Consider the following 20,164-nt stretch of genomic DNA (forward strand, 5'->3'; position numbering starts at 1 on the left):
TTTCTGAGACGGGCGCCGGGATCGCCCGGCGCCCGGGTTGGGTCATTCCTCGACCAGCTGGACGATGGTCACATCGGGCAGTTCCGACAGGTCCATCGAATAGTCCTTGCCGTAGGAGGGGATCGGCAGATCGGCCTCCTTCAGCTGCCAGCTTTCGGGAAGATCCCAGAACGCCCGGAAATCGCGTTCGAATTTCGGGCCGAGCTTGAACGAGGCGGCAAACATCTGTTGGACCTGGGTGCCCGCCTCCTTGGCGAGGATCTTCTCGCGTTCGGCTTTCATCCACTCGCCGGTGGGCACCGACTGGGCCAGCCGCTCCTGCCGGATCTCGGCGCGGCGGGCCTCGGTCGCGGCCAGATCGGCCACCGCCTGGCCGCGCGCATCCTCGCTCAGCACGACGCCATAGACGTCACCGGCAAGCCGGGCGAGCAGGTAGCCGCCATTGACATCGGCTGCCACCGCCTCGGGCTTGCGGTCGAGCGGGTCGCCGAAGCCCGGGCCGCCGCGCATGTAGTTGAGGTAGAGATCGTAGTCGTCGAACATCTCCTCGGTGGTGATGGCCTGCTTGTCGCGCTTTATCCGGGCGCCTTCCAGCATGCCGTCCCAGACCGGGTTCTCGGGGTCGGTATCGCCGCCCCAGGGGATCGGCTCGCCCCTGGCGATCTTCTCCTTCAGCCCGGTGTCATGCGCGGCGAAGCGGTAGCCCGAGGCCGCCGGATAGCCGCCCATCAGCCCCCAGTCCGAGCTGATATGGCCGTTGCCCATGAAGAACATGGTCCAGTCCTTCGCGTTCCAGACCATGCGCAGGCTCTCGAAGCCGCAGCCGCCGCGATACTTGCCCGCGCCGCCCGACGAGGCCTTGATCTGGCGGCCGAGATAGACCAGCGGCTCGGCCAGTTCCCAGATCTCCATGTCGCCCATGTCGCCTTCGGGGTTCCAGATCGCCGCCGCATGGCTGATGCCGTCGCGCACCGCCGAGGCGCCTATCCCGTTGGCCGCGCATTCGAACGAGTTCACGGCATGGATCTCGTCATACTGGTTGAAGCCGCCGCCCTGGAGCCAGTTCGAGGTATTGGCATTGCCCGCATTGACCTCTTCGAGATAGCCGCGCCCGAAATAGCTGCGCGAGAGGCCCCGCCAGAGCGCCGTCCAGGACGAGACCAGGAAGTGCCAGCTATAGGCGAAGGCCACGCGCCGGTCGTCGGGGTTCATCCAGGTGCCCTTGGGCAGCCGGAACTCGGTCCCGTAGGCAGCGCCGTCATTGATCATCTCGCTCGGGATCAGGCTCTGGGTCATCATCACCCAGATGCCCGAGGTGAAGCTGACCGAATGGGCGTTGTAGGTATGCCAGCCCCATCGGCTGGAGCCCTCGAAATCGAGCCGCCAGGTCCCGTCCTTGCGGATCGTCATCTCGGAGGGCGTGTGCATGATCGTGTCGACCTTGGCGAAGTCGGACGGCACCCGCACATCCTCGTGGCTGTAGGGCACGTCGACGAAGCCCACCTGGCGGTAGGTGCCCGGAATGGTCATCGCCTTGATCCGGTTCTGCAGGCCCAGCCGGCCATGCTCGATCGCCTCGTAGGCGAATTGCCAATAGGATTCGATGCCCTCGTCGGCGATCACCTCCTCGACCAGCTTGCGGATCATGTGGCAGCCCGCGACCCGGGTGCGTTCGTCGAGCATCCAGTAGCGCGTGGTGCGCACCGCGCGCTGGCTTTCATGCAGCCAGTCGCGGAACAGCGTGTCGTTCTCGCCGATCTTGCGGCAGGTCACCGAATAGCCGTCGCCGAAGCGCTGGACCTGGCCCGTGGTCATCGAGCCCGGGCCGACGGCGCCGGTATCGATCACATGGGTCACGCCGCCGACCCAGCCGATCAGCTCGCCCTCGTGGAAGATCGGCACGATGGTGTGGATGTCGCAGGGATGGACGTTGCCGATCAGGCTGTCATTGTTGCAGAAGATGTCCCGGTCCCTGATGCCGGGATTGGACTCCCATCCGTTCTCGATCATGTATTTGATCGCGGCCCCCATGGTGCCGACATGGATGATGATGCCGGTCGAGGTCAGGATGCAGTCGCCGGCCGCGTTATAGAGGCTGAAGCACAGCTCGCCCTCCTGCTCGACGATGGGCGAGGCCGCGATCTTCTTGGCGGTCTCGCGGGCATCGACGACGCCGGCCCTGAGCCGCGAGAACAGCTTGTTGTACTTGATCGGGTGATCGTCCCGAAGCTCCATATGGCGCAGCCCGGCATAGTGGCCGCTGCTTTTCGTGGCCTCCATGATCTTGTCGCGGTGCTGCTTGAGGGTCTCGCCGCCGCGGACGATGCCCTTGATATCGCTCTGGATGTTCATGTGGTTTCCTCCCTTTCGCGCGTCACAGTTCCTTGAGATGGAACAGCCGGTGTTCGTCGAGCCAGGTCTCGAACCCGTCCGGCACGACGAAGGTCGTGGCGTCGGATTCGATGATCGCGGGGCCGACGATCTGGTTGCCGGGCAGAAGCGCTTCCATCTGGTAGAGCCGGGCCTCGACCCAGCGGCCCTTGCGGTAGAACTGCCGCGTGCCGATCCGCGCCTCGCGCGGCGGGGCGGCGTCCTGCAGCTCTTCCTCGGGGATCTTCGGTTTCGGGATCGGGACGGTGCCGCGCATGATCGCGCCGGTCACCGAATAGCCCAGCTCGGGCGAGCGGGCCGAGGCGGCATAGACCCGGCCATAGGTGTCGTTGAAGGTGTCGACCAGCCGGTCCCAGTCATCGGCATTGCCGGCCGAGCCGATCGGGCTTTCGATTTCCAGATCGTTGAGCTGGCCGCGATACTGCATCCGGAAGCCGGGTTGCAGTGCGACCTTGTCGGCGGCATAGCCGTTGCGCTCGAATTCCTCCAGAACCCGCTCGGTCAGCTCGTCCCAGGCGGCCTGCAGCATCTCGGCCTGGGCGGCCTTGTCGGCCTCATGGGCGTCGGTGTCGATATTGATGTCGAGCGACTTGTCATAGCGGTATTCGAAATCGGCCGCCGCACAGCCGAAGGCCGAGAAGCCCGCCGCCCAGGCCGGCACGATCACGTCCTCGAAGCCCAGCCCCTCGGTATAGCCATAGGTGTGGACCGGCCCCGCGCCGCCATAGCTGAAGCAGGTGAAGCTGCCCGGGCTGTAGCCCTTGCCCGAGATCATCGCACGCATGTAGTCGCGAAGCTCGGCATCCAGCAGCTCGATCACCCCGGCCGCGGCATCCTCGACCGACAGCCCCAGCGGGTCGGCAAGCTGCACCTTGACCGCGTCCCAGGCGCGCTGCCGGTCGAGCTTGACCTGGCCGCCGAGGAAGTTGTCGGGGTTCAGATAGCCCAGCACGACATGGCAGTCCGAGACCGAGACCGTGTCGATGCCGCTTTCGGCCCAGCACACGCCCACCCGGTAGCCCGCGCTGTCGGGGCCGAGCTTGATCGCCTTGGTATAGGGGTCGAGCCGCACGAAGCTGCCCGCGCCCGCGCCGACCGAGTCCATCGCCACCAGCGGCAGCGACAGCACCAGCCGTGCCATGTCGGGGTCGTTGCGGATGGTCAGCTCGCCTTGCGTGATCAGCGCCACGTCGAAGGAGGTGCCGCCGATATCGGAGCAGGCGATGTTCCTGTAGCCCAGCTTCTCGCCCAGATACTTGGCGCCGATCACCCCGCCGATCGGGCCCGAGACGATGGTGCGCGCCAGTTCCTTGGCCTTCCAGGAAATGGTGCCGCCATGGGTCGCCATCACCCGGAAATCGAAGCGCGAGCCGTGATCCTTGAAGGCGCCCGAGATGCCGTGCAGCGTCTGGCGCGAGGGCTCGGCGGCATAGGCCTCGAGCACGGTGGTATTGGTGCGGTGGGTCTCCTTTCGGACCGGGTAGTAGTCGGTCGAGGCGAAGACCGGGATCGTCTTGCCGCTGGCCCTGATCTCCTCCTCGACGATGTCGCGGACCCGGCGTTCATGGGTCGGGTTCTTGTAGGAATGCAGAAGCGAGATAACGATCCCCTCGACATCCTCGGCGATCAGCTCGCGCGCGGCGGTCCGGGCCGTTTCCTCGTTCAGCGGGATCACCACCGTGCCCATCATGTCGATCCGCTCGGCCACGCCCCGGGTCAGGTCGCGCGGCACCAGCGGATCGTCGTAGTAATGCGTGTTGATGTGGATGCGGTCCTCATAGGCGAAGCCCAGATAGGCCTGGATCGCGCGGCCCATGCGGTGGAAATCTTCCATCCCGGCATTGACGATCAGCCCGACCCGAAGCCCCTTGCGCTGCACCACCCGGTTCAGCATCGCGGTGCCGGAATAGACCCCGGTCTGGATGTTGCGCAGCGCGTCCTCGAGCGTGAGGCCCCAGTGTTCGAGCCCCTCGCGGCTGGATTCCAGCAGGCCCTGGGCCTCGTTCGCGGGCGTGGTCTGCGCCTTGCCCACGACGAAGTCGCCCTCGGCATCGACGAAGAAGGTGTCGGTCATGGTGCCCCCGGCGTCGATGCCGAGCACCTGCACCGACCGCGCGTTGCGTCCGGTCTGTGTCATGCGTGTTTCCTCCCGTTTCAGCGCCGTCGCGAGGCGCCGTGCCGCCAGAGTAGCGGGCCGGGCCGGGCGCCGGTCCTGTCCGGGCGTCGGGGCGGCGTCCGGACAGCCGGCACGGCCTCGGGGCGTGGCAGGCAGGCGCGTGGCAGGGTATCGGGGCGGGGGGTGTCCGGGGCGCGGGAGCGGGCTGCCGGACAGGATCTGTCCGGCTGTCCGGACAGGTGTCGGACAGGTTGCGGACAGGGGCTGCGGGGACGGGGGCGCGGACGATTCGCCGCTTTCCGGCGCCCGGTTCTCGGCTGCCAGTCCTTGGGGGCCCAGTCCTTGGCGTTCAGCCCTTGGGGGCTCAGTTCCCGGGGCGGGCGAGGCCGTAGGCGGCGATCTTGGTGTAAAGCGTCGAGCGCGCGATGCCGAGCCGCCGGGCGGTTGCCGACATGTTGCCGTCGCTTGCCGCCATCGCCTCGAGGATGCGGGTGCGCTCGTCGGGCTCGGTCGGCGTGGGCGGTGCCGCCGGATCGCGGATCTTGTCGGGCAGGTCCCCGGTATCGATCACGCCGCGGCCGCAGAACAGCACCAGGGCCTGCATGTCGTTCCTCAGCTCGCGCGCATTGCCCGGCCAGGGATAGGCCATCAGCGCCTCTCGCGCGGCCCGGGTCAGCGCCGGGGCCTGGCGTCCGGCTTCGGCGGCGGCTTCGGCCAGGAAATGCTGGGCCAGCAGCGGAATGTCCTCGGCCCGGTCGCGCAGCGGTGGCAGCCGGAACTGGATCGTCGAGATGCGGTGGAACAGGTCGCGCCGAAACCTGTTTTCGGCGACATCGCGGGGCAGGTCGCGATGGGTCAGTGCGATCACGCGGAAATCGGAACGATCCGAGGCCGCGCCCCCGGCCGCCCGGGTCAGCCCGTCTTCCAGAACCCGGAGCAGGAAGGGCTGAACGTCCTCGGGCATCTCGCCGATCTCGTCGAGGCAGAGCGTGCCGCCATGGGCCTCGGCCACGGCGCCGCCGCCCCGTGGGCCGGTCTGGTCCACGGGTCGATCCGGGGGCTCGAACAGCACGCCCGCGGCGCTGTCGGCGCGCAGCGCGCCGCAATTGACCGGCACATAATGGCCGTGGCGCCGGGACGAGGCGTCATGGATCGCCCGGGCCAGCAATTCCTTGCCGGTGCCGGTCTCGCCGCTGATCAGCACCGGGACATTCGAGGCGGTCACGCAGCGCGCATGTTCGAGCAGCTTCAGAATTGCGGGGTCGGTGCCCAGAAAGGCGTCGAAAGGGTCGCCGCTGGGGGTCTCTACCGGGCGACGGTGGCCGCGATAGGCGGTCAGCACCATCCCGATCGGCAGGCCGTCGCGACGCAGGATCTCGCTATCCATGCCCGAGAACCGGTCGGACATCTCGCCAGCCCAGTCTTCCTCGCCGCGCGCGCCGATGGCGCCGCCCCGGATCGCCTGGTTGGACCAGACCGCGCGGGTGTCGTGCAGAACCGCGCCGCGCCGGTCGATCAGGATCATATGGGTATTCTGCCAGCGCGCGCGGCGGTCCATGAATTGCTGGTAGAGCGCCTCGCGCTCTTCGCCGATCAGGCGCGCCAGGGCCTGGGTGATCTCGTCTCCGACCGCCATCGCAAGCGCCATGCTCTGGGGCTGGAACATGTCGGTCTGCCCCGAGATGTCGACGATGCCGCGCACCGTCCCGTCGACCGGGTCGAGGATCGGCACCGCGGCACAGCTCCAGCGCTGGATCTCTTCGCAGAAATGCTGGATGCCATGGACCAGCGCCGGGCGTCCCGAGGCCGCGGCGGTGCCGATGGCATTGGTGCCGATGCTGGTTTCCTGCCAGTCGCCGCCGATCTGAAGCCGGTTCTCGCGCCCGGTATCGATCACGCCCCGATCGCCCTCGGTTTCGGTGATGACGCAGTCGGGCGAGGCCAGGATCATCATCACGCCGGTATCCTTCAGCATCGCCCGCGCCCGCAAAAGCGCGTTCCGTGCCAGCCGCCGCAGCTCGGCGGTCTCCTTGCGCGTGCGCGACAGGATCTCGTTGGCGACCTGCGGTGCCGAAATCCTGTCGGGAAGCACCCCGCAATCCCGCGAGCGCAGCCAGGAGGCCGCGAGATCGGGATCGAGATCCCCCGGCACCAGACCGGTTTCCAGAAAGCGGGCCCAGTCCGCCTTCCGGACAAAATGTCCGCGCGCGACCATATCTCCTCCCCAGGGGACCGTGCCCGGTCCCGAATACGTCGTCACGATCTTGCGGCGCAGTCTATCCGTTGCGAGCGAGTCTGGAAAGGTGGCCTCGCGGGAGGGAAGATCGGCAGGGTGCCGCCGGTTTCGGGGGCGGGGCAAAGAGGATATTCACGGCGCGATATCAGGTGCTAGCGTCGGAGGGCGACTCGCGTTGCGCATAGCGCGGGCCGTTGCGGGGTCCGTCCGGGCAGTTCCGGCCGGAGGCCGCCGCAAGACCCTCTGCCGGACTATCCCCCGGCGCTGAAGGCCTCCGGCTCACCCCCGCCGGAGGCCTTCTTCCGTCAGGACGGTCCGACCGGGGGTCGGGGTTCGGGGGCCGGGCTGGGGGCTCGTCGCGTGCGGCTGGGACCCGGGCCGGATGTCAGGTGCCGCGGGCAAGTGCCGCGACGCCGGTGCGGGCCATCTCGGTCAGGCCGAGCGGACGCATCAGCTCGCCGAAGGCGTCGATCTTCTGCGGCGTTCCGGTGATCTCGAAGACGAAGCTTTCGAGCGTCGAGTCGACCACGTTGGCGCGGAAGATATCGGCAAGCCGCAGCGCCTCGACCCGCTTCTCGCCGGTGCTGGCGACCTTGAACAGCGCCAGTTCGCGTTCGACCGAAGGGCCCTCGACGGTCAGGTCATGGACCTCGTGCACCGGGACGATCCGGCCGAGCTGGGCCTTGATCTGCTCGATCACCGCCGGGGTGCCGGTGGTGACGATGGTGATCCGGCTCGTGTGCCCGGCATGGTCGACCTCGGCGACGGTGAGGCTGTCTATATTGTAGCCGCGGCCCGAGAACAGCCCGATGACGCGGGCAAGAACGCCCGCCTCGTTGTCGACGCTCACCGCCAGGGTGTGACGCTCGCTGACTTCGGCATTGGGGTCGCGCAGCTCATAGGCGGAGTGTTTCGAGGTGCCTTGCTGAATGTTCAGTTGTGCCATGTCCGTACTTCTTGTTCCCAATTCCGCCTTGCATGTCCGGAGGGCGCCGTCGCCCCCCGGGTCGTTTTCATTCCGGCGCGCGGGCGGTCAAGACCGGCGCCCGGCCCCGTCCGGGCCCAAATGGACATCGGTACTGCCCCGGATCGTGTTCTCGGGTACTGTGCCCGGATGCTTCGGACGAGGACGGAACGGTCCGGCAGAAGGCCCAGCACGTCCCGGGACCGGTCCCCGGCCAGCGCCGAGAGGTGCCTCCCGCCGGGGTTCCTGCCGCCCGGACCGCCGTAGCCGCATGGGCCATCCGGGTCCGGCGCTGTCGCGGCCCTCCTGCCAGCAGGTGGCAGGGGGACTGCGAACAGGAGATCCTTGCGCATGACCGCATCCCTACACCAGCGCCGCGCCCTCCTTGAAGGCCTCGGCATCGGCCGCCAGCAGCATGTCGTTATGCGCGCGCCCCGAGGGGATCATCGGGAAGCAGTCCTCGTGCTTCTCGACCAGGCAGTCGAAGATCACCGGCCCGTCATAGGCCAGCATCTCGGCGATGGCGTCGTCCAGATCGGCCGGGTCCGAACAGCGCAGCCCCTTGGCGCCGAAGGCCTCGGCGAGCTTGACGAAATCGGGCAGCGCCTCGGACCAGCTGTGCGAATGGCGCCCGCCATGCAGCAGCGTCTGCCACTGCCGGACCATGCCCAGCCGCTCGTTGTTGAGGATGAACTGCTTGACCGGCAGGTGGTACTGCACCGCGGTGCCCATCTCCTGCATGTTCATCAGCCACGAGCCTTCGCCGGCGACGTTGACGACCAGCGCCTCGGGATGCGCGACCTGCACGCCCACCGAGGCCGGCAGGCCGTAGCCCATGGTGCCGAGCCCGCCCGAGGTCATCCAGTGCTTCGGCGCCTCGAAGCCGAGGAACTGCGCGGCCCACATCTGGTGCTGGCCCACTTCGGTGCAGATGAAGCGGTCCTTGCGGGCCTTCGTCAGCGCCTCGAGCCGCTGCAGCGCGTATTGCGGCTTGATGATCGTGTCGGAGGTGCCATAGCGCAGGCAGTCGACCTTCTTCCATTCGTCGATCTGCGCCCACCAGGGCTTCAGCGCCTCCTTGTTGACCTTGCGGCCGCGCGACTTCCAGATCCGCAGCAGATCCTCCAGCACATGCGCCACGTCGCCGATGATCGGCAGGTCGACATGGATCGTCTTGTTGATCGAGGAGGGATCGATGTCGATATGGGCCTTGAGCGAGCCCGGGCTGAAATCGGCCACCCGGCCGGTGATGCGGTCGTCGAACCGGGCGCCGATGCAGATCATCAGGTCGCAGTCATGCATGGCGAGATTGGCCTCGTAGAGACCGTGCATGCCCAGCATGCCGAGCCACTTGTCGCCCGAGGCCGGATAGGCGCCCAGACCCATCAGGGTCGAGGTGATCGGAAAGCCCGTGGCCTCGACCAGCTCGCGCAGCAGCTGGGTCGCGGCCTCGCCCGAATTGACCACCCCGCCGCCGGTATAGAAGATCGGCCGCTCGGCGGTCTCCATCGCCTCGACGAGGCGGGTGATCATCTCGCGGTCGCCCTTGACCTTCGGATTGTAATGGCCGTGGCCGGCCTTGACCGGGCCGACATAGGTGCCCTCGGCGAACTGGACGTCCTTGGGGATGTCGATCAGCACCGGGCCGGGGCGGCCCGAGGTCGCGACGTGAAAGCCCTGATGGATGGTCTGGGCCAGATGGTCGGGGTCCTTCACCAGCCAGTTATGCTTGGTGCAGGGGCGGGTGATGCCGACTGTATCTGCCTCCTGGAAGGCATCGTTGCCGACCAGGAAGGTCGGAACCTGGCCCGTCAGAACGACCAGCGGGATCGAGTCCATCAGCGCGTCGGTGATGCCGGTGACGGCATTGGTCGCGCCGGGGCCCGAGGTGACGAGCACGACGCCCGGCTTGCCGGTCGAGCGGGCATAGCCCTCGGCCGCGTGGACCGCGCCCTGTTCGTGCCGCACCAGGATGTGGCGGATGTCGTTCTGCTGGAACAGCTCGTCATAGATCGGAAGCACGGCCCCGCCAGGATAGCCGAAGATTACATCGACTCCCTGGTCCTTGAGCGCCTGAACCACCATTTTCGCGCCGGTCATGGCCTGTGTCATCTTTTCGTTCTCCGTGCTGTCCGCCTGCTTCCGCGCATAAAAAAAGCCCCCGTTGTTGCGGGGGCGCATGGGAAGGACCCTGGGTCCGCCGTTACCGGCCCATGCGCCTGTCTTCCGTCACTACGAGTACGAGCATCATTGCCGCGGGGCTCCGTCTTGGCGTTGCGTGCGCGGGCACATTAGGTGGCTGTCCGGAGGGGGTCAACTGCAAAAAACGCGAATAATCCGTCGCCGAGGCCGGAAATATTTTCCGTTTGTTGCGTGGTTCTGTGGGGTTTGCGCATGAGTCTGAAAACACGCTTGCGCATGGCGCATGTCTGCCATGCGAAATCAGCAGCGCGGGCCGGCTGGCGGGGGCGTCCGGCTGGGGCTAGGGTCGCGCGCGTTTTGCCATGCCGCAGGTCCCGGCCGGTCCGAGCGACGGCCGGAGAGGGGCCGCGGTTCCAAGAAAAGGACTGCTGACCATGGATCGCCGCTCATTCCTGAAGACCTCCGCCCTCGGCGGATCGGCCGCCGCCGCCAGCGCGACGCTGGCCGCCCCCGCCCTGGCCCAGGGACGGCGGGTTCTGACCATGGTGACCTCCTGGCCGAACGGCATGGCCGGGGTCCATGATTCCGCGATGTTCTGCAAGAACCACATCGAGGCGCTGAGCGACGGGCAGATCAAGGTCGAGGTCAAGGCGGCGGGCGAGCTTGTGGGCGCCTTCGAGGTGTTCGACGCGGTCAGCTCGGGTCAGGCCGACATGTATCATTCGTCGGACTACTATTTCGTCAACCAGCACCCGGCCTTCGCCTTCTTCTCGACCGTGCCCTTCGGGATGACCCCGCAGGAGCTGATCAACTGGTATTATCACGGCGATGGCGCGGCCTTCCATGACGAGATGGGCGAGATCTTCGGCATGAAGATGTTCCTCGTCGGCAATACCGGCGCCCAGTCGGGCGGCTGGTTCCGCAAGGAGATCAACGCGCCCGAGGACTTCCAGGGGCTCAAGTTCCGGATGCCGGGCCTGGGCGGGGTCGCGCTGGGCAAGCTTGGCGCCTCGATCCAGAACATTCCCGGCGGCGAAGTCTACCAGGCGCTGTCGACCGGCGCGCTGGACGGCACCGAATGGGTCGGTCCCTGGGCCGACGAGAAGGCGGGCTTCTACGAGATCACCAAGATCTACTACACGGCGGGCTTCCACGAGCCGGGGGCGGGCCTCACCCTGGCGCTGAACCGCGATCTCTTCGACAGCCTGACGCCGTTCCAGCAGCAGGTCATGGAAAGCACCGCGGCCGAGTGCACCCAGTGGACGCTGTCTATGTTCCTGTCGCAGAACAGCGCGGCCCTGGCGCGACTGGCCTCGGAAGGCGTGCGGGTCATGTCCTTCCCCGATCCGGTCTGGGATGCCTTCGGCAAGGCCTCGCAGGAAGCCCTGGAAGAAAGCCGCGACGGCGACATCTACGATCGCATGCTGGACAGCTACATGGCCTCGATGCGGACCTCGTCGAGCTGGATCCAGGCCTCCGAGGGCACCTATCGGGCCCAGCGCGACCGCGTGATCGGCTGAGCCGGGCAGGGCGGCCGCCGGTCCCTTCGGGCCGGGGGCCGCCGAAACGCGGCCGTTTCCGGATGGTCTTCGGCAGGTTGCACGGGGTGCCCGCACAACTTTGCGATGGATCCCGGGCCATTCGAGCAAGAAAACTTCGCACTCGCCCATACGGCTATTTATCTGACCTGACCCTCCCGCTAGATTGTAGGCGTTTGATACGATCCGCCCATCGAGATGGCGGGCGGGAAACAGGGAGGAGACTTTTCATGGATCGCCGTTCCTTTCTTCGAAGCTCTGCGCTGGGCGGGTCGGCCGCGGCGGCGGGGGCGCTTGCGGCTCCGGCCTATGCCCAGGGCAAGCGCACGCTGACGCTGGTCACCACCTGGGGGCGCGGGCTCGCGGGCGTGCATGATGCCGCGCAATATTGCGCCGACCAGATCACCGCCGTCACCGATGGCCAGCTCACCGTCGACCTGAAGGCGGCAGGCGAGCTTGTCGGCGCCTTCGAGGTGTTCGACGCGGTGACCTCGGGCCAGGCCGACATGTATCACGGGGTCGACTATTATTTCGTCGGCCAGCATCCCGGCTATCAGTTCTTCGCCTCGCTGCCCTTCGGCATGACCGCGCAGGAGCTGCACAACTGGTATTACCATTCGGGTGGTCACGAGCTGCATAACGAGCTGGGCCAGATCTTCGGGCTGAAAAGCTTCCTTGCGGGCAATACCGGGCCGCAATCGGGCGGCTGGTTCCGCAAGGAGATCAGGAGCCCCGAGGATTTCAACGGCCTCAAGTTCCGGATGCCGGGGCAGGGCGGCGAGATCCTTGGCAAGCTTGGCGCCTCGGTGCAGAACCTGCCCGGCTCGGAGGTCTATCAGGCGCTGTCCTCGGGGGCGATCGACGGCACCGAATGGATCGGTCCCTGGGCCGACGAGAAGGCAGGCTTCCAGGAGATCACCAAGATCTACTACACGGCGGGCTTCCACGAGCCGGGCCCGGGCCTGTCGCTGGCGATGAATCTCGACGTCTTCGAAAGCCTGACGCCGGCGCAGCAGGCCACGGTCGAGCAGGTCACCGCCTCGGCCAACCAATGGGCGCATGCGCTCTTCATGAAGAACAACGCCTCGGCGCTCCGGCGGCTGCAGGCCGGCGGCGTGCAGGTGCGCGAGTTCGGCGACGATGTGTGGGACGCCTTCGGCGCCGCCGCGCAGGAGGTCTTCGCCCAGTACATGGACGACGATCTCTACAAGAAGATCTATGACAGCTATATCGCCTCGATGCGCGATTCCGCCGCCTGGATCGAGATTTCGGAGGGTGTTTTCACCCGCCAGCGGAACCGCGTCCTGGGCTGAGCCCGGTCGCGGCCAGACCACCTGACGCGCGCGCGCCCCGGCCCCGATCACGGGCCGGGGCGTCCACGCTTCACCGATCCCGCCGCGACGGGCGGGGCAAAAGGGGAGACCCGGATGCTCGACGGCATTCTGTGGGTCTGCAGGAACATCCTGCTGGCCTTTTACAATTTCGGCTATGCGCTGTCCCATCCGGGGCTGTGGCTGGACTGGTCCGACAAGCAGGCGATCATGCGCTTCGTCTATTACGGCGGCTCGGTCGAGTTCTTCTTCGTGATCTTCACCGCCTTCCTGGTGCTGACCGCGATCGGGCTCTGGCGGCGGCGGGTGATGTGGGGCACGGTCAGGCTGCTGGAGGGGATGGCCAACGGGATCGGCCGCGCGGCCGCCTGGTTCGGGCTTCTGATGGTGCTGCAGCAGATCATGATCGTGTTCCTGCAGCGGATCTTCCGGGTCTCGGAAATCGGTGTCGGGCCGTTCGGCTATGTCTTCACCAAGGACCTGTCCTGGTGGTCGGAAGAGCTCAAGCTTTACAACGCCGCCATCGTGGCGCTTTGCGCGACCTATACCTTCGTGCAGTCGGGCCATGTGCGGGTCGATCTGGTCTATTCCGAGGTGAGCTTCCGCGCCAAGCGCGTCATCGACATGCTGGGCGCGCTTTTCTTCATGATGCCGGTCGCGGTGCTGATCTGGATGTATTCCTGGTTCTTCATGTGGCGGCATCTGATCACGCCCAAGCCCTCGGCCTCGGATACGCTCGAGCGGCTTCTGATGAAGGCGCGCGCGGTGCGCTGGAATGTCGAGACCATCGGGTTCTCGCCCAACGGTTTCAACGGCTACTTCCTGTTCAAGGTGCTTCTCGTGGCCTTCACCGGCCTCGTGTTCCTGCAGGCCATCGCGTTCTTCTACCGATCCTTCCTCGAATGCGTCGAAGGCGAGGAGAGCGCCGGAAAATACCTCGACCGGGACAGCCTCGGCGCCGGCGAAGAAGCCTATGAAGGCACGCATTAAAGGGGCAGGACAGGCATATGCTATTCGGACTTGATGGCGTCGAGATCGGCCTGATCATCGTCATTCTCTGCCTCTTCGGGGGCATCCTGTCGGGCTTTCCGGTGGCCTTCGCCATCGGTGGCGCGGCGGTCATTTCTTTCGGGATCATCGCGGCGCTGGACAGCGCGGGCATTCTGGTGGCCCAGGCCATCGATACCGGCAGCGCCGCCTATGACGCGCTGCTGGCCCAGGGCATCCACCCCGACGCGATTTCGCATTTCCGCTATCCCGACCTGCCCACCGTCACCACGGCGCTGTTCCCGCAGGGCTGGGAGACGGCGATGGACCGCAATATCAGCTTCATCGTCAACCGGATGAATGAACGGGTCTTTGCCGGGCAGTCGATCGAGACGCTGCTGGCGGTGTTGATGTTCGTGCTGATGGGGATCACGCTCGAGCGCTCGAAGATCGCCAACGACCTGCTGACCACCATGGCGCGGGTGTTCGGGCCGATGCCGGGCGGGCTGGCGGTCTCGGTGGTGGTGGTCGGCGCCTTCCTCGCCGCCTCGACCGGCATCGTCGGCGCGACCGTTGTGACGATGGGGCTGCTGTCGCTGCCGACCATGCTGCGCAACAAGTATTCGCCCGAACTGGCGACCGGCGTCATCGCGGCCAGCGGCACGCTGGGGCAGATCATCCCGCCCTCGATCATCATCGTGCTTCTGGGCACGCTGGCGGGCGATATCTACGCCACCGCGCAGGAAACCCGGGCCCAGCTTGCGGGCTGTCCCGATGCGCTGACCTATCTGGGGCAGGCCGCCGTGGTCTCGGTCGGCACGCTGTTCCAGGCCGCGATCCTGCCCGGCGTGCTGCTGGCCCTGCTTTATGCCGCCTATGCCTTCGGCTATGCGCTTCTGAACCCCGACAAGGCGCCGCCGGTGATCGATGCCGGGGCGCGGGGCCGGCGCAAGGGCTCGGCGCTGACCTGGTTTCTGGCCGCCCCCGCCGGGGTTATCGGGCTGGCACTGCTGCTGGAGGCGACGGGGATCGCGGGCAGCCAGGATGTGGGCGTGTCGCGCTATACCAGCACTGCCGAATCCGCGAGCCTCAGGACCAATGTCTCCGACCAGTGCAAGGCCTCGATGATCGAGCTGCACGGCCAGTCGAAATGGGACAGCGCCGTCGCCCAGCAGAAGGAGATCCAGGCGGGGGGCGGCCGGATCGGGACGCAGGAGCTGAGCGACGAGGCCCTGGCCGAGGCGCGCGCCGCCAAGGTCGCCGCGGCGCCGCCGATCTCGGGCGGTATCCTGCTGGGCTTCACGCTGCTCGGGCTGGCACTGGTCACGGCGCGGGGCGTCGTGCCCTCGGCCCGGCCCGCGCCGCTTCTGATCGGGGGCGCGGGGATCGTGCTGGGCCTTCTGGTCGATGCGCTGTTCATCGGGCCGCTGGCCTCGCCCGGCACGACATTGCTGCTGTTGGCTGTGCCTGTCGCGCTGACGCTTTACGGCTGTCGCTATGCGGTGGCCTGCCTGTCGCGGTCCGACCTGCTGCGGGTGGTGTTCCCGCCGCTGGTGCTGATCGTGGCGGTGCTGGGCTCGATCCTCGGCGGCATCACCAACCCGACGCCTGCCGCGGCGCTGGGCGCGGGCGGCGCGCTGATGCTGGCGGCCTATCGCAAGCTGCAGGAGGAGCACCGTACCGGCAAGCTGATCCTCTGGGCCGCCTATGCCATCATCATCATGCTTCTGGTCGGCACCAATTTCGACCTGAGGCTGGGCCGCGAGAGCGTTCCTGTCGAAGACTGGATCGCCTTCCTCGTGGCGCAGGGCACCTATCATTTCGCGATGTTCGGCATCCTTTACGCCTGCTGGGTGCTGCTGCGCTCGGGCGTGCTGGGGCCGGTGGTGCGCGAGACCGCCAAGGTGACCTCGATGGTCTTCACCATCCTGATCGGCTCGCAGCTGCTGAACCTCGTGGTGATCTCCTTCGGGGGCGAGCATTACATCCAGCAATTCCTGCGCAGCTTCGACAACGAGATGAAGGTGTTCCTGCTGGTGATGCTGGTGCTCTTCATCCTCGGCTTCGTGCTGGATTTCCTCGAGATCATCTACATCGTGATCCCGATCGTGGGGCCGGTGATCTATGGCGGCACCTTCGATCCGAAATGGGTGACGATCATGATCGCGGTGAACCTGCAGACCTCGTTCCTGACGCCCCCCTTCGGCTTTGCGCTGTTCTATCTGCGGGGGGTGGCACCGAAGGAGGTCAATACCTGGCATATCTACCGCGGCGTCGCGCCCTTCGTGGTGATCCAGGTGATCGGACTGGCGATATTGTGGTTCATGCCCGGGATCGTGACCATCGTGCCGAACCTGCTGCCGAACGGCTGATCGCCGGGCATTGATCGCCCCGGGACCGATCCGAAGAAAAGCCCGCGCCGATGGCGCGGGCTTGCTATTCTCAGTGGCCGGACCGCAGGCGGCGGCCCCGCTCCGGTGACGGAATGCGGCTCAGTCGTGGGTGGGGCGGCTGTCGGGCAGGTTGATCCGGGCGACCTGTTCGGAAATCGGCGCGACCGAAAGCGGGTGGGTTTCGCCGTCATGCGCGGTGGGCGAGCCGATATCCTGCCAACAGTCGTTCTTGTAGATCTCGAGCGCCGAGAAGTTGGATTTGTAGCCCATCTTCGGGCTGCCCGGCACCCAGTAGCCGAGATAGACGTAAGGCAGCCCGGCCTCGCGCGCGATCTCGACATGATCGAGAATGACATGCGTTCCGACCGAGCGTTTGGTCCGTTCGGGCTCGTAGAAGGAATAGACCATCGACAGCCCGTCATCGAGGATGTCGGTCAGGCAGACCGCGGCCAGCGGCCGGTGGCGTGCGCCTTCGGCGGGCTCGGCGGTGTACTCGACCACCCGCGAGCGCACCGGAGTCTCTTCGATCATCGCCGCGAATTCGAAGATGTCCATGTCGGCCATGCCGCCATCGGCGTGGCGGCTGTCGAGATATCGGCGGAACAGCGTGTATTGTTCTTCGGTGGCCCAGGGCGAACTGGCCTGCCGCTTGAGATCGGCATTGCGGTTCTGCGCCTTGCGCTGGCTGCGGGTCGGCTGGAAATCGGCCACCCGGATCCGGGCCGAGAGGCAGGCGGTGCAATCGGCGCAGGCGGGGCGATACAGCACGTTCTGCGAGCGGCGGAAGCCCTGCTTGGAGAGGGAATCGTTCAGCGTCTCGGCAGTGTCGCCCTGCAGGGCAGTGAAGAGTTTGCGCTCCATCCGCCGGGGCAGATAGGGGCATGGCTGTGGAGCCGTCACATAGAATTGTGGGGCAAGCGGTAGGGTGTGGCGCATCTCGGGGCTGTCGTATCTTGGTTACAGATACGCTAACACTCGTCCCGCGAGGCGCCAAGGGAATGTTGTTAGGGATTTGCAGGTCGGTTAATGGCGGCGGTTCCAAGGATGAAATCGGGCAATCCCTGGGCACGTGCGCCGGTCAGCATCAGGATCACCGAGGCCACCTGCGGCAACACGAAGGTGATACAGGCCGAATAGGCCAGGGTATGCAGCGCGGCCGTGCTGAGGTCGAGCTCGTCGCCCCGCGCGGTGCGGATCTCTATCGCCATGATCCGCATGCCCCATGTGGCCGAGCCGCGGGCCAGTGTGACGGTGCGGTAGGCGAATCCCACGAGCGTGAAGAAGAGCGGCAGGAAGAACAGCGCGGTGAAGGCGGTGAAGGGCAGCGCCAGCAGCGAGATCATCAGGATCAGCACCACATCGACGACCCAGGCGGCCAGGCGCTTGGAGGGCACGCCGGCATAGAAATCGGGCTGGAGCGCCGGGTCGGGCAGGCCCCAGAGGCGGTCGGCGGAGGGTTCGGTCTGCTCTGTCATGGCTGACATGTAGGCGGCCCGGGAGCTTTGGGGAAGAGGCGGCGCGGGGGCCGCCTCTCCGAAGAGGCGCGCGGATCAGTCCATCTGCTTGAAATGGAACTCGCCGCCTTCCTTCATCCCCGACGGCCAGCGCGAGGTCACGGTTTTGGTGCGGGTATAGAAGCGGAAGGCATCGGGGCCGTGCTGGTTCAGATCGCCGAAGCCCGATTTCTTCCAGCCGCCGAAGGTGTGATAGGCCAGCGGCACCGGGATCGGGACGTTGATGCCGACCATGCCGATATTGATCCGGCTGGCAAAGTCGCGTGCGGTGTCGCCGTCGCGGGTGAAGATCGCGGTGCCGTTGCCATATTCGTGGTCCATGGCATAGCCCAGCGCCTCTTCATAGGTCTTCGCCCGGACGGTCGAGAGCACGGGGCCGAAGATTTCGGTCCGGTAGATCTCCATGTCGGTGGTGACCCGGTCGAACAGCGTCGGGCCGACGAAGAAGCCCTTCTCGTAGCCCTGAAGCGAGAAGTTGCGGCCGTCGAGCACCAGCTCGGCGCCCTCGGCCACGCCCTTGTCGATCAGCCCCAGCACCCGGGCCTTGGCCTCGGCGGTGACGACCGGGCCGTAATCGACATCCGCCCCGGCAGTGTAGGGGCCGACCTTCAGCTTCTCGATCCGCGGCAGCAGCTTCTCGATCAGCCGGTCGGCGGTTTCCTCGCCCACCGGCACCGCGACCGAGATCGCCATGCAGCGTTCGCCGGCCGCGCCGTAGCCCGCGCCCACCAGCGCATCGGCCGCCTGATCCATGTCGGCATCGGGCATCACGATCATGTGGTTCTTGGCACCGCCGAAGCATTGCACCCGCTTGCCGTTCGAACAGCCGCGCCCGTAGATATACTGGGCGATCGGGGTCGAGCCGACGAAGCCGATGGCCTGGATCTCGGGATTGTCGAGGATCGCGTCGACCGCCTCCTTGTCGCCATTGACGACCTGCAGCACGCCGTCGGGCAGGCCTGCCTCCTGCAGCAGGGCGGCCAGCATCAGCGGCACGGTCGGGGCGCGTTCAGAGGGCTTGAGGATGAAGGCATTGCCGCAGGCCAGCGCCGGGCCCAGCTTCCACATCGGGATCATGGCGGGGAAGTTGAAGGGCGTGATGCCCGCGACCACGCCCAGCGGCTGGCGCATCGAATACATGTCGATGCCGGGGCCCGCGCTGTCGCTGAATTCGCCCTTCAGGAGATGCGGCGCGCCGATGCAGAACTCGATCACCTCGAGCCCGCGCTGCACGTCGCCCTTGGCATCGGGAACGGTCTTGCCATGTTCCGCCGACAGCGCCTCGGCCAGCTTCTGCATGTCGCGGTTCAGGAGCCGCACGAATTCCATCAGCACCCGGGCCCGGCGCTGCGGGTTGGTGGCGGCCCATTTCGGCTGGGCCTCGGCGGCCGCGGCGATGGCGGCGTCGACCTCGGCCTTCGAGGCCAGCGGCACCCGCGACTGCACTTCGCCAAGCGCGGGGTTGTAGACATCGGCGAACCGGCCCGAGCCACCCGCAACATGCTGGCCGTTCACGAAATGAGTGAGATCTTTCATGTTCATCTCCCTGAATGCGTTTCGAGGCGAGCTTAGTCTTGCAAAATTGTGGCGAAAAGCCTCAGCTTCCCAAAAGCGTTTTGCGAAAATGCAAGGACTGACGGATGAACTGGGACGACATGCGGTTGTTTCTGGCGGTGGCGCGGGCCGAGAGCCTGACCGGGGCGGGCAAGGCCTTGCGGCTCGACCCGGCGACGCTGGGTCGGCGGATCGCGCGGCTGGAAGAGGGGCTGGGGGTGGCCCTGTTCGCGCGCTCGCCGCGGGGCTACGGGCTGACCGAGGCGGGAGAGCGGCTGATGGCCCGCGCCTCGGAGGCCGAACAGGCGCTGACCGAGGGGGTCGAGGAGCTGCGCGGCCAGGAGGGGCAACTGACCGGGGCGGTCAGGATCGGCGCGCCGGACGGGGTTGCGAACTATCTGCTGCCGCAGGTGGCCGCGGCGATCTGCGACCGTCATCCGGGGCTCGAGGTGCAGATCGTCGCGCTGGCGCGGGTGTTCAATCTCAGCCGTCGCGAGGCCGACATGGCGATCGCGGTGAGCCCGCCCAAGACCGGGCGGCTGACGGTGCAGCGGATCGCCGACTACCAGCTGCACCTGGCCGCCCATCGCGACTATCTGGCGGCGCATCCGCCGATCCGCGATCTGGCCGATCTCGCCGGGCACCGGATCGTCGGCTACATCCCCGACATGATCTTCGACCGCGAGCTCGATTATCTGGCGGCGACCGGGGTCGAGCGGGTGGCGCTGGGCTCGAACTCGGTCTCGGTACAGCTCAACTGGCTGCGGACCGGGGCGGGGCTGGGGATCGTCCATGATTTCGCGCTGCCGGCCGCGCCGGGGCTGGTCAGGGTGCTGCCGGACGCGCTGGCGCTCCGGCGCAGCTTCTACCTGATCCGTCACGGCGATGACCGCAAGCACCCAAGGCTGACGCGTTTCGCCGGATTGCTGCTGGAGGGTCTTCGCGAAGAATTGCTGCGTCTCGAAGGCTTGGCTTGACAGCATGTCGCGGGCCGGGTG

General features: G+C 66.7%; 13 protein-coding genes. 5 read left to right on the plus strand and 8 right to left on the minus strand.

From position 1 onward, the window contains the following. Positions 1–42: 42 nt before the first annotated feature. The 5 genes from A6W98_RS10710 to A6W98_RS10730 all read right to left on the minus strand — a co-directional run bounded on the left by A6W98_RS10710 (position 43) and on the right by A6W98_RS10730 (position 9,819). Entirely contained in the window at positions 43–2,352 is a 2,310-nt protein-coding gene (locus A6W98_RS10710) for a hydantoinase B/oxoprolinase family protein (RefSeq protein ID WP_042461297.1), read from the minus strand. 22 nt (positions 2,353–2,374) lie between these two features. Further along, entirely contained in the window at positions 2,375–4,528 is a 2,154-nt protein-coding gene (locus A6W98_RS10715) for a hydantoinase/oxoprolinase family protein (RefSeq protein ID WP_042461300.1), read from the minus strand. A 343-nt stretch (positions 4,529–4,871) separates the two neighbouring features. Continuing rightward, a complete protein-coding gene (locus A6W98_RS10720; protein WP_042461304.1) occupies positions 4,872–6,722 on the minus strand; it encodes a sigma-54-dependent Fis family transcriptional regulator in 1,851 nt (616 codons plus the stop codon). A gap of 406 nt (positions 6,723–7,128) precedes the next feature. Further along, a complete protein-coding gene (ilvN, locus tag A6W98_RS10725; protein ID WP_042461307.1) occupies positions 7,129–7,689 on the minus strand; it encodes an acetolactate synthase small subunit in 561 nt (186 codons plus the stop codon). Between the two features lie 381 nt (positions 7,690–8,070). After that, positions 8,071–9,819 (minus strand): acetolactate synthase 3 large subunit, encoded by a 1,749-nt coding sequence (locus A6W98_RS10730; protein WP_042464932.1) that lies wholly within the window; start codon positions 9,817–9,819, stop codon positions 8,071–8,073. Positions 9,820–10,283: 464 nt separating this feature from the next. On the opposite strand from A6W98_RS10730, the gene A6W98_RS10735 reads away from it, so the two are divergent. The 4 genes from A6W98_RS10735 to A6W98_RS10750 all read left to right on the plus strand — a co-directional run bounded on the left by A6W98_RS10735 (position 10,284) and on the right by A6W98_RS10750 (position 16,077). Continuing rightward, a complete protein-coding gene (locus A6W98_RS10735; protein ID WP_042461310.1) occupies positions 10,284–11,369 on the plus strand; it encodes a TRAP transporter substrate-binding protein in 1,086 nt (361 codons plus the stop codon). 248 nt (positions 11,370–11,617) lie between these two features. Further along, positions 11,618–12,700, plus strand: a complete 1,083-nt coding sequence (locus A6W98_RS10740) for a TRAP transporter substrate-binding protein (protein ID WP_042461313.1) — start codon at positions 11,618–11,620, stop codon at positions 12,698–12,700. A gap of 114 nt (positions 12,701–12,814) precedes the next feature. Further along, positions 12,815–13,708, plus strand: a complete 894-nt coding sequence (locus A6W98_RS10745) for a TRAP transporter small permease subunit (RefSeq protein ID WP_042461316.1) — start codon at positions 12,815–12,817, stop codon at positions 13,706–13,708. A 17-nt stretch (positions 13,709–13,725) separates the two neighbouring features. Then, the gene (locus A6W98_RS10750) at positions 13,726–16,077 is read left to right on the plus strand and encodes a TRAP transporter large permease (protein WP_042461318.1); all 2,352 of its coding nucleotides are present in this window, start codon (positions 13,726–13,728) and stop codon (positions 16,075–16,077) included. Positions 16,078–16,197: 120 nt separating this feature from the next. Here the strand turns inward: A6W98_RS10750 and A6W98_RS10755 are convergent, their stop codons facing one another. The 3 genes from A6W98_RS10755 to A6W98_RS10765 form a co-directional block, all read right to left on the minus strand. Beyond that, entirely contained in the window at positions 16,198–17,034 is an 837-nt protein-coding gene (locus tag A6W98_RS10755; RefSeq protein WP_042461321.1) for an arginyltransferase, read from the minus strand. A gap of 68 nt (positions 17,035–17,102) precedes the next feature. Next, the gene (locus A6W98_RS10760; RefSeq protein ID WP_247904405.1) at positions 17,103–17,582 is read right to left on the minus strand and encodes an RDD family protein; all 480 of its coding nucleotides are present in this window, start codon (positions 17,580–17,582) and stop codon (positions 17,103–17,105) included. Between the two features lie 66 nt (positions 17,583–17,648). After that, positions 17,649–19,148, minus strand: a complete 1,500-nt coding sequence (locus tag A6W98_RS10765) for a CoA-acylating methylmalonate-semialdehyde dehydrogenase (protein WP_042464934.1) — start codon at positions 19,146–19,148, stop codon at positions 17,649–17,651. Positions 19,149–19,252: 104 nt separating this feature from the next. Here A6W98_RS10765 and A6W98_RS10770 point away from each other — a divergent pair, with 104 nt between their 5' ends. After that, complete coding sequence (locus A6W98_RS10770) at positions 19,253–20,143, plus strand: LysR family transcriptional regulator (RefSeq protein ID WP_042461326.1); 891 nt, start codon at positions 19,253–19,255, stop codon at positions 20,141–20,143. Positions 20,144–20,164 lie beyond the last annotated feature (21 nt).

The sequence above is a fragment of the Rhodovulum sulfidophilum DSM 1374 genome, assembly GCF_001633165.1.
GTDB classification, from domain to species: domain Bacteria; phylum Pseudomonadota; class Alphaproteobacteria; order Rhodobacterales; family Rhodobacteraceae; genus Rhodovulum; species Rhodovulum sulfidophilum.

What these genes read in the sequence shown, in the direction of transcription:
- A6W98_RS10740 (WP_042461313.1), top strand. Translation starts at nt 11,618, where the DNA reads ATGGATCGCCGTTCCTTTCTTCGAAGCTCTGCGCTGGGCGGGTCGGCC.
- A6W98_RS10735 (WP_042461310.1), top strand. Translation starts at nt 10,284, where the DNA reads ATGGATCGCCGCTCATTCCTGAAGACCTCCGCCCTCGGCGGATCGGCC.
- A6W98_RS10745 (WP_042461316.1), top strand. Translation starts at nt 12,815, where the DNA reads ATGCTCGACGGCATTCTGTGGGTCTGCAGGAACATCCTGCTGGCCTTT.
- A6W98_RS10770 (WP_042461326.1), top strand. Translation starts at nt 19,253, where the DNA reads ATGAACTGGGACGACATGCGGTTGTTTCTGGCGGTGGCGCGGGCCGAG.
- A6W98_RS10720 (WP_042461304.1), bottom strand. Translation starts at nt 6,722, where the DNA reads ATGGTCGCGCGCGGACATTTTGTCCGGAAGGCGGACTGGGCCCGCTTT.
- A6W98_RS10765 (WP_042464934.1), bottom strand. Translation starts at nt 19,148, where the DNA reads ATGAAAGATCTCACTCATTTCGTGAACGGCCAGCATGTTGCGGGTGGC.
- A6W98_RS10755 (WP_042461321.1), bottom strand. Translation starts at nt 17,034, where the DNA reads ATGCGCCACACCCTACCGCTTGCCCCACAATTCTATGTGACGGCTCCA.
- A6W98_RS10730 (WP_042464932.1), bottom strand. Translation starts at nt 9,819, where the DNA reads ATGACACAGGCCATGACCGGCGCGAAAATGGTGGTTCAGGCGCTCAAG.
- A6W98_RS10710 (WP_042461297.1), bottom strand. Translation starts at nt 2,352, where the DNA reads ATGAACATCCAGAGCGATATCAAGGGCATCGTCCGCGGCGGCGAGACC.
- A6W98_RS10750 (WP_042461318.1), top strand. Translation starts at nt 13,726, where the DNA reads ATGCTATTCGGACTTGATGGCGTCGAGATCGGCCTGATCATCGTCATT.
- ilvN (WP_042461307.1), bottom strand. Translation starts at nt 7,689, where the DNA reads ATGGCACAACTGAACATTCAGCAAGGCACCTCGAAACACTCCGCCTAT.
- A6W98_RS10715 (WP_042461300.1), bottom strand. Translation starts at nt 4,528, where the DNA reads ATGACACAGACCGGACGCAACGCGCGGTCGGTGCAGGTGCTCGGCATC.
- A6W98_RS10760 (WP_247904405.1), bottom strand. Translation starts at nt 17,582, where the DNA reads ATGTCAGCCATGACAGAGCAGACCGAACCCTCCGCCGACCGCCTCTGG.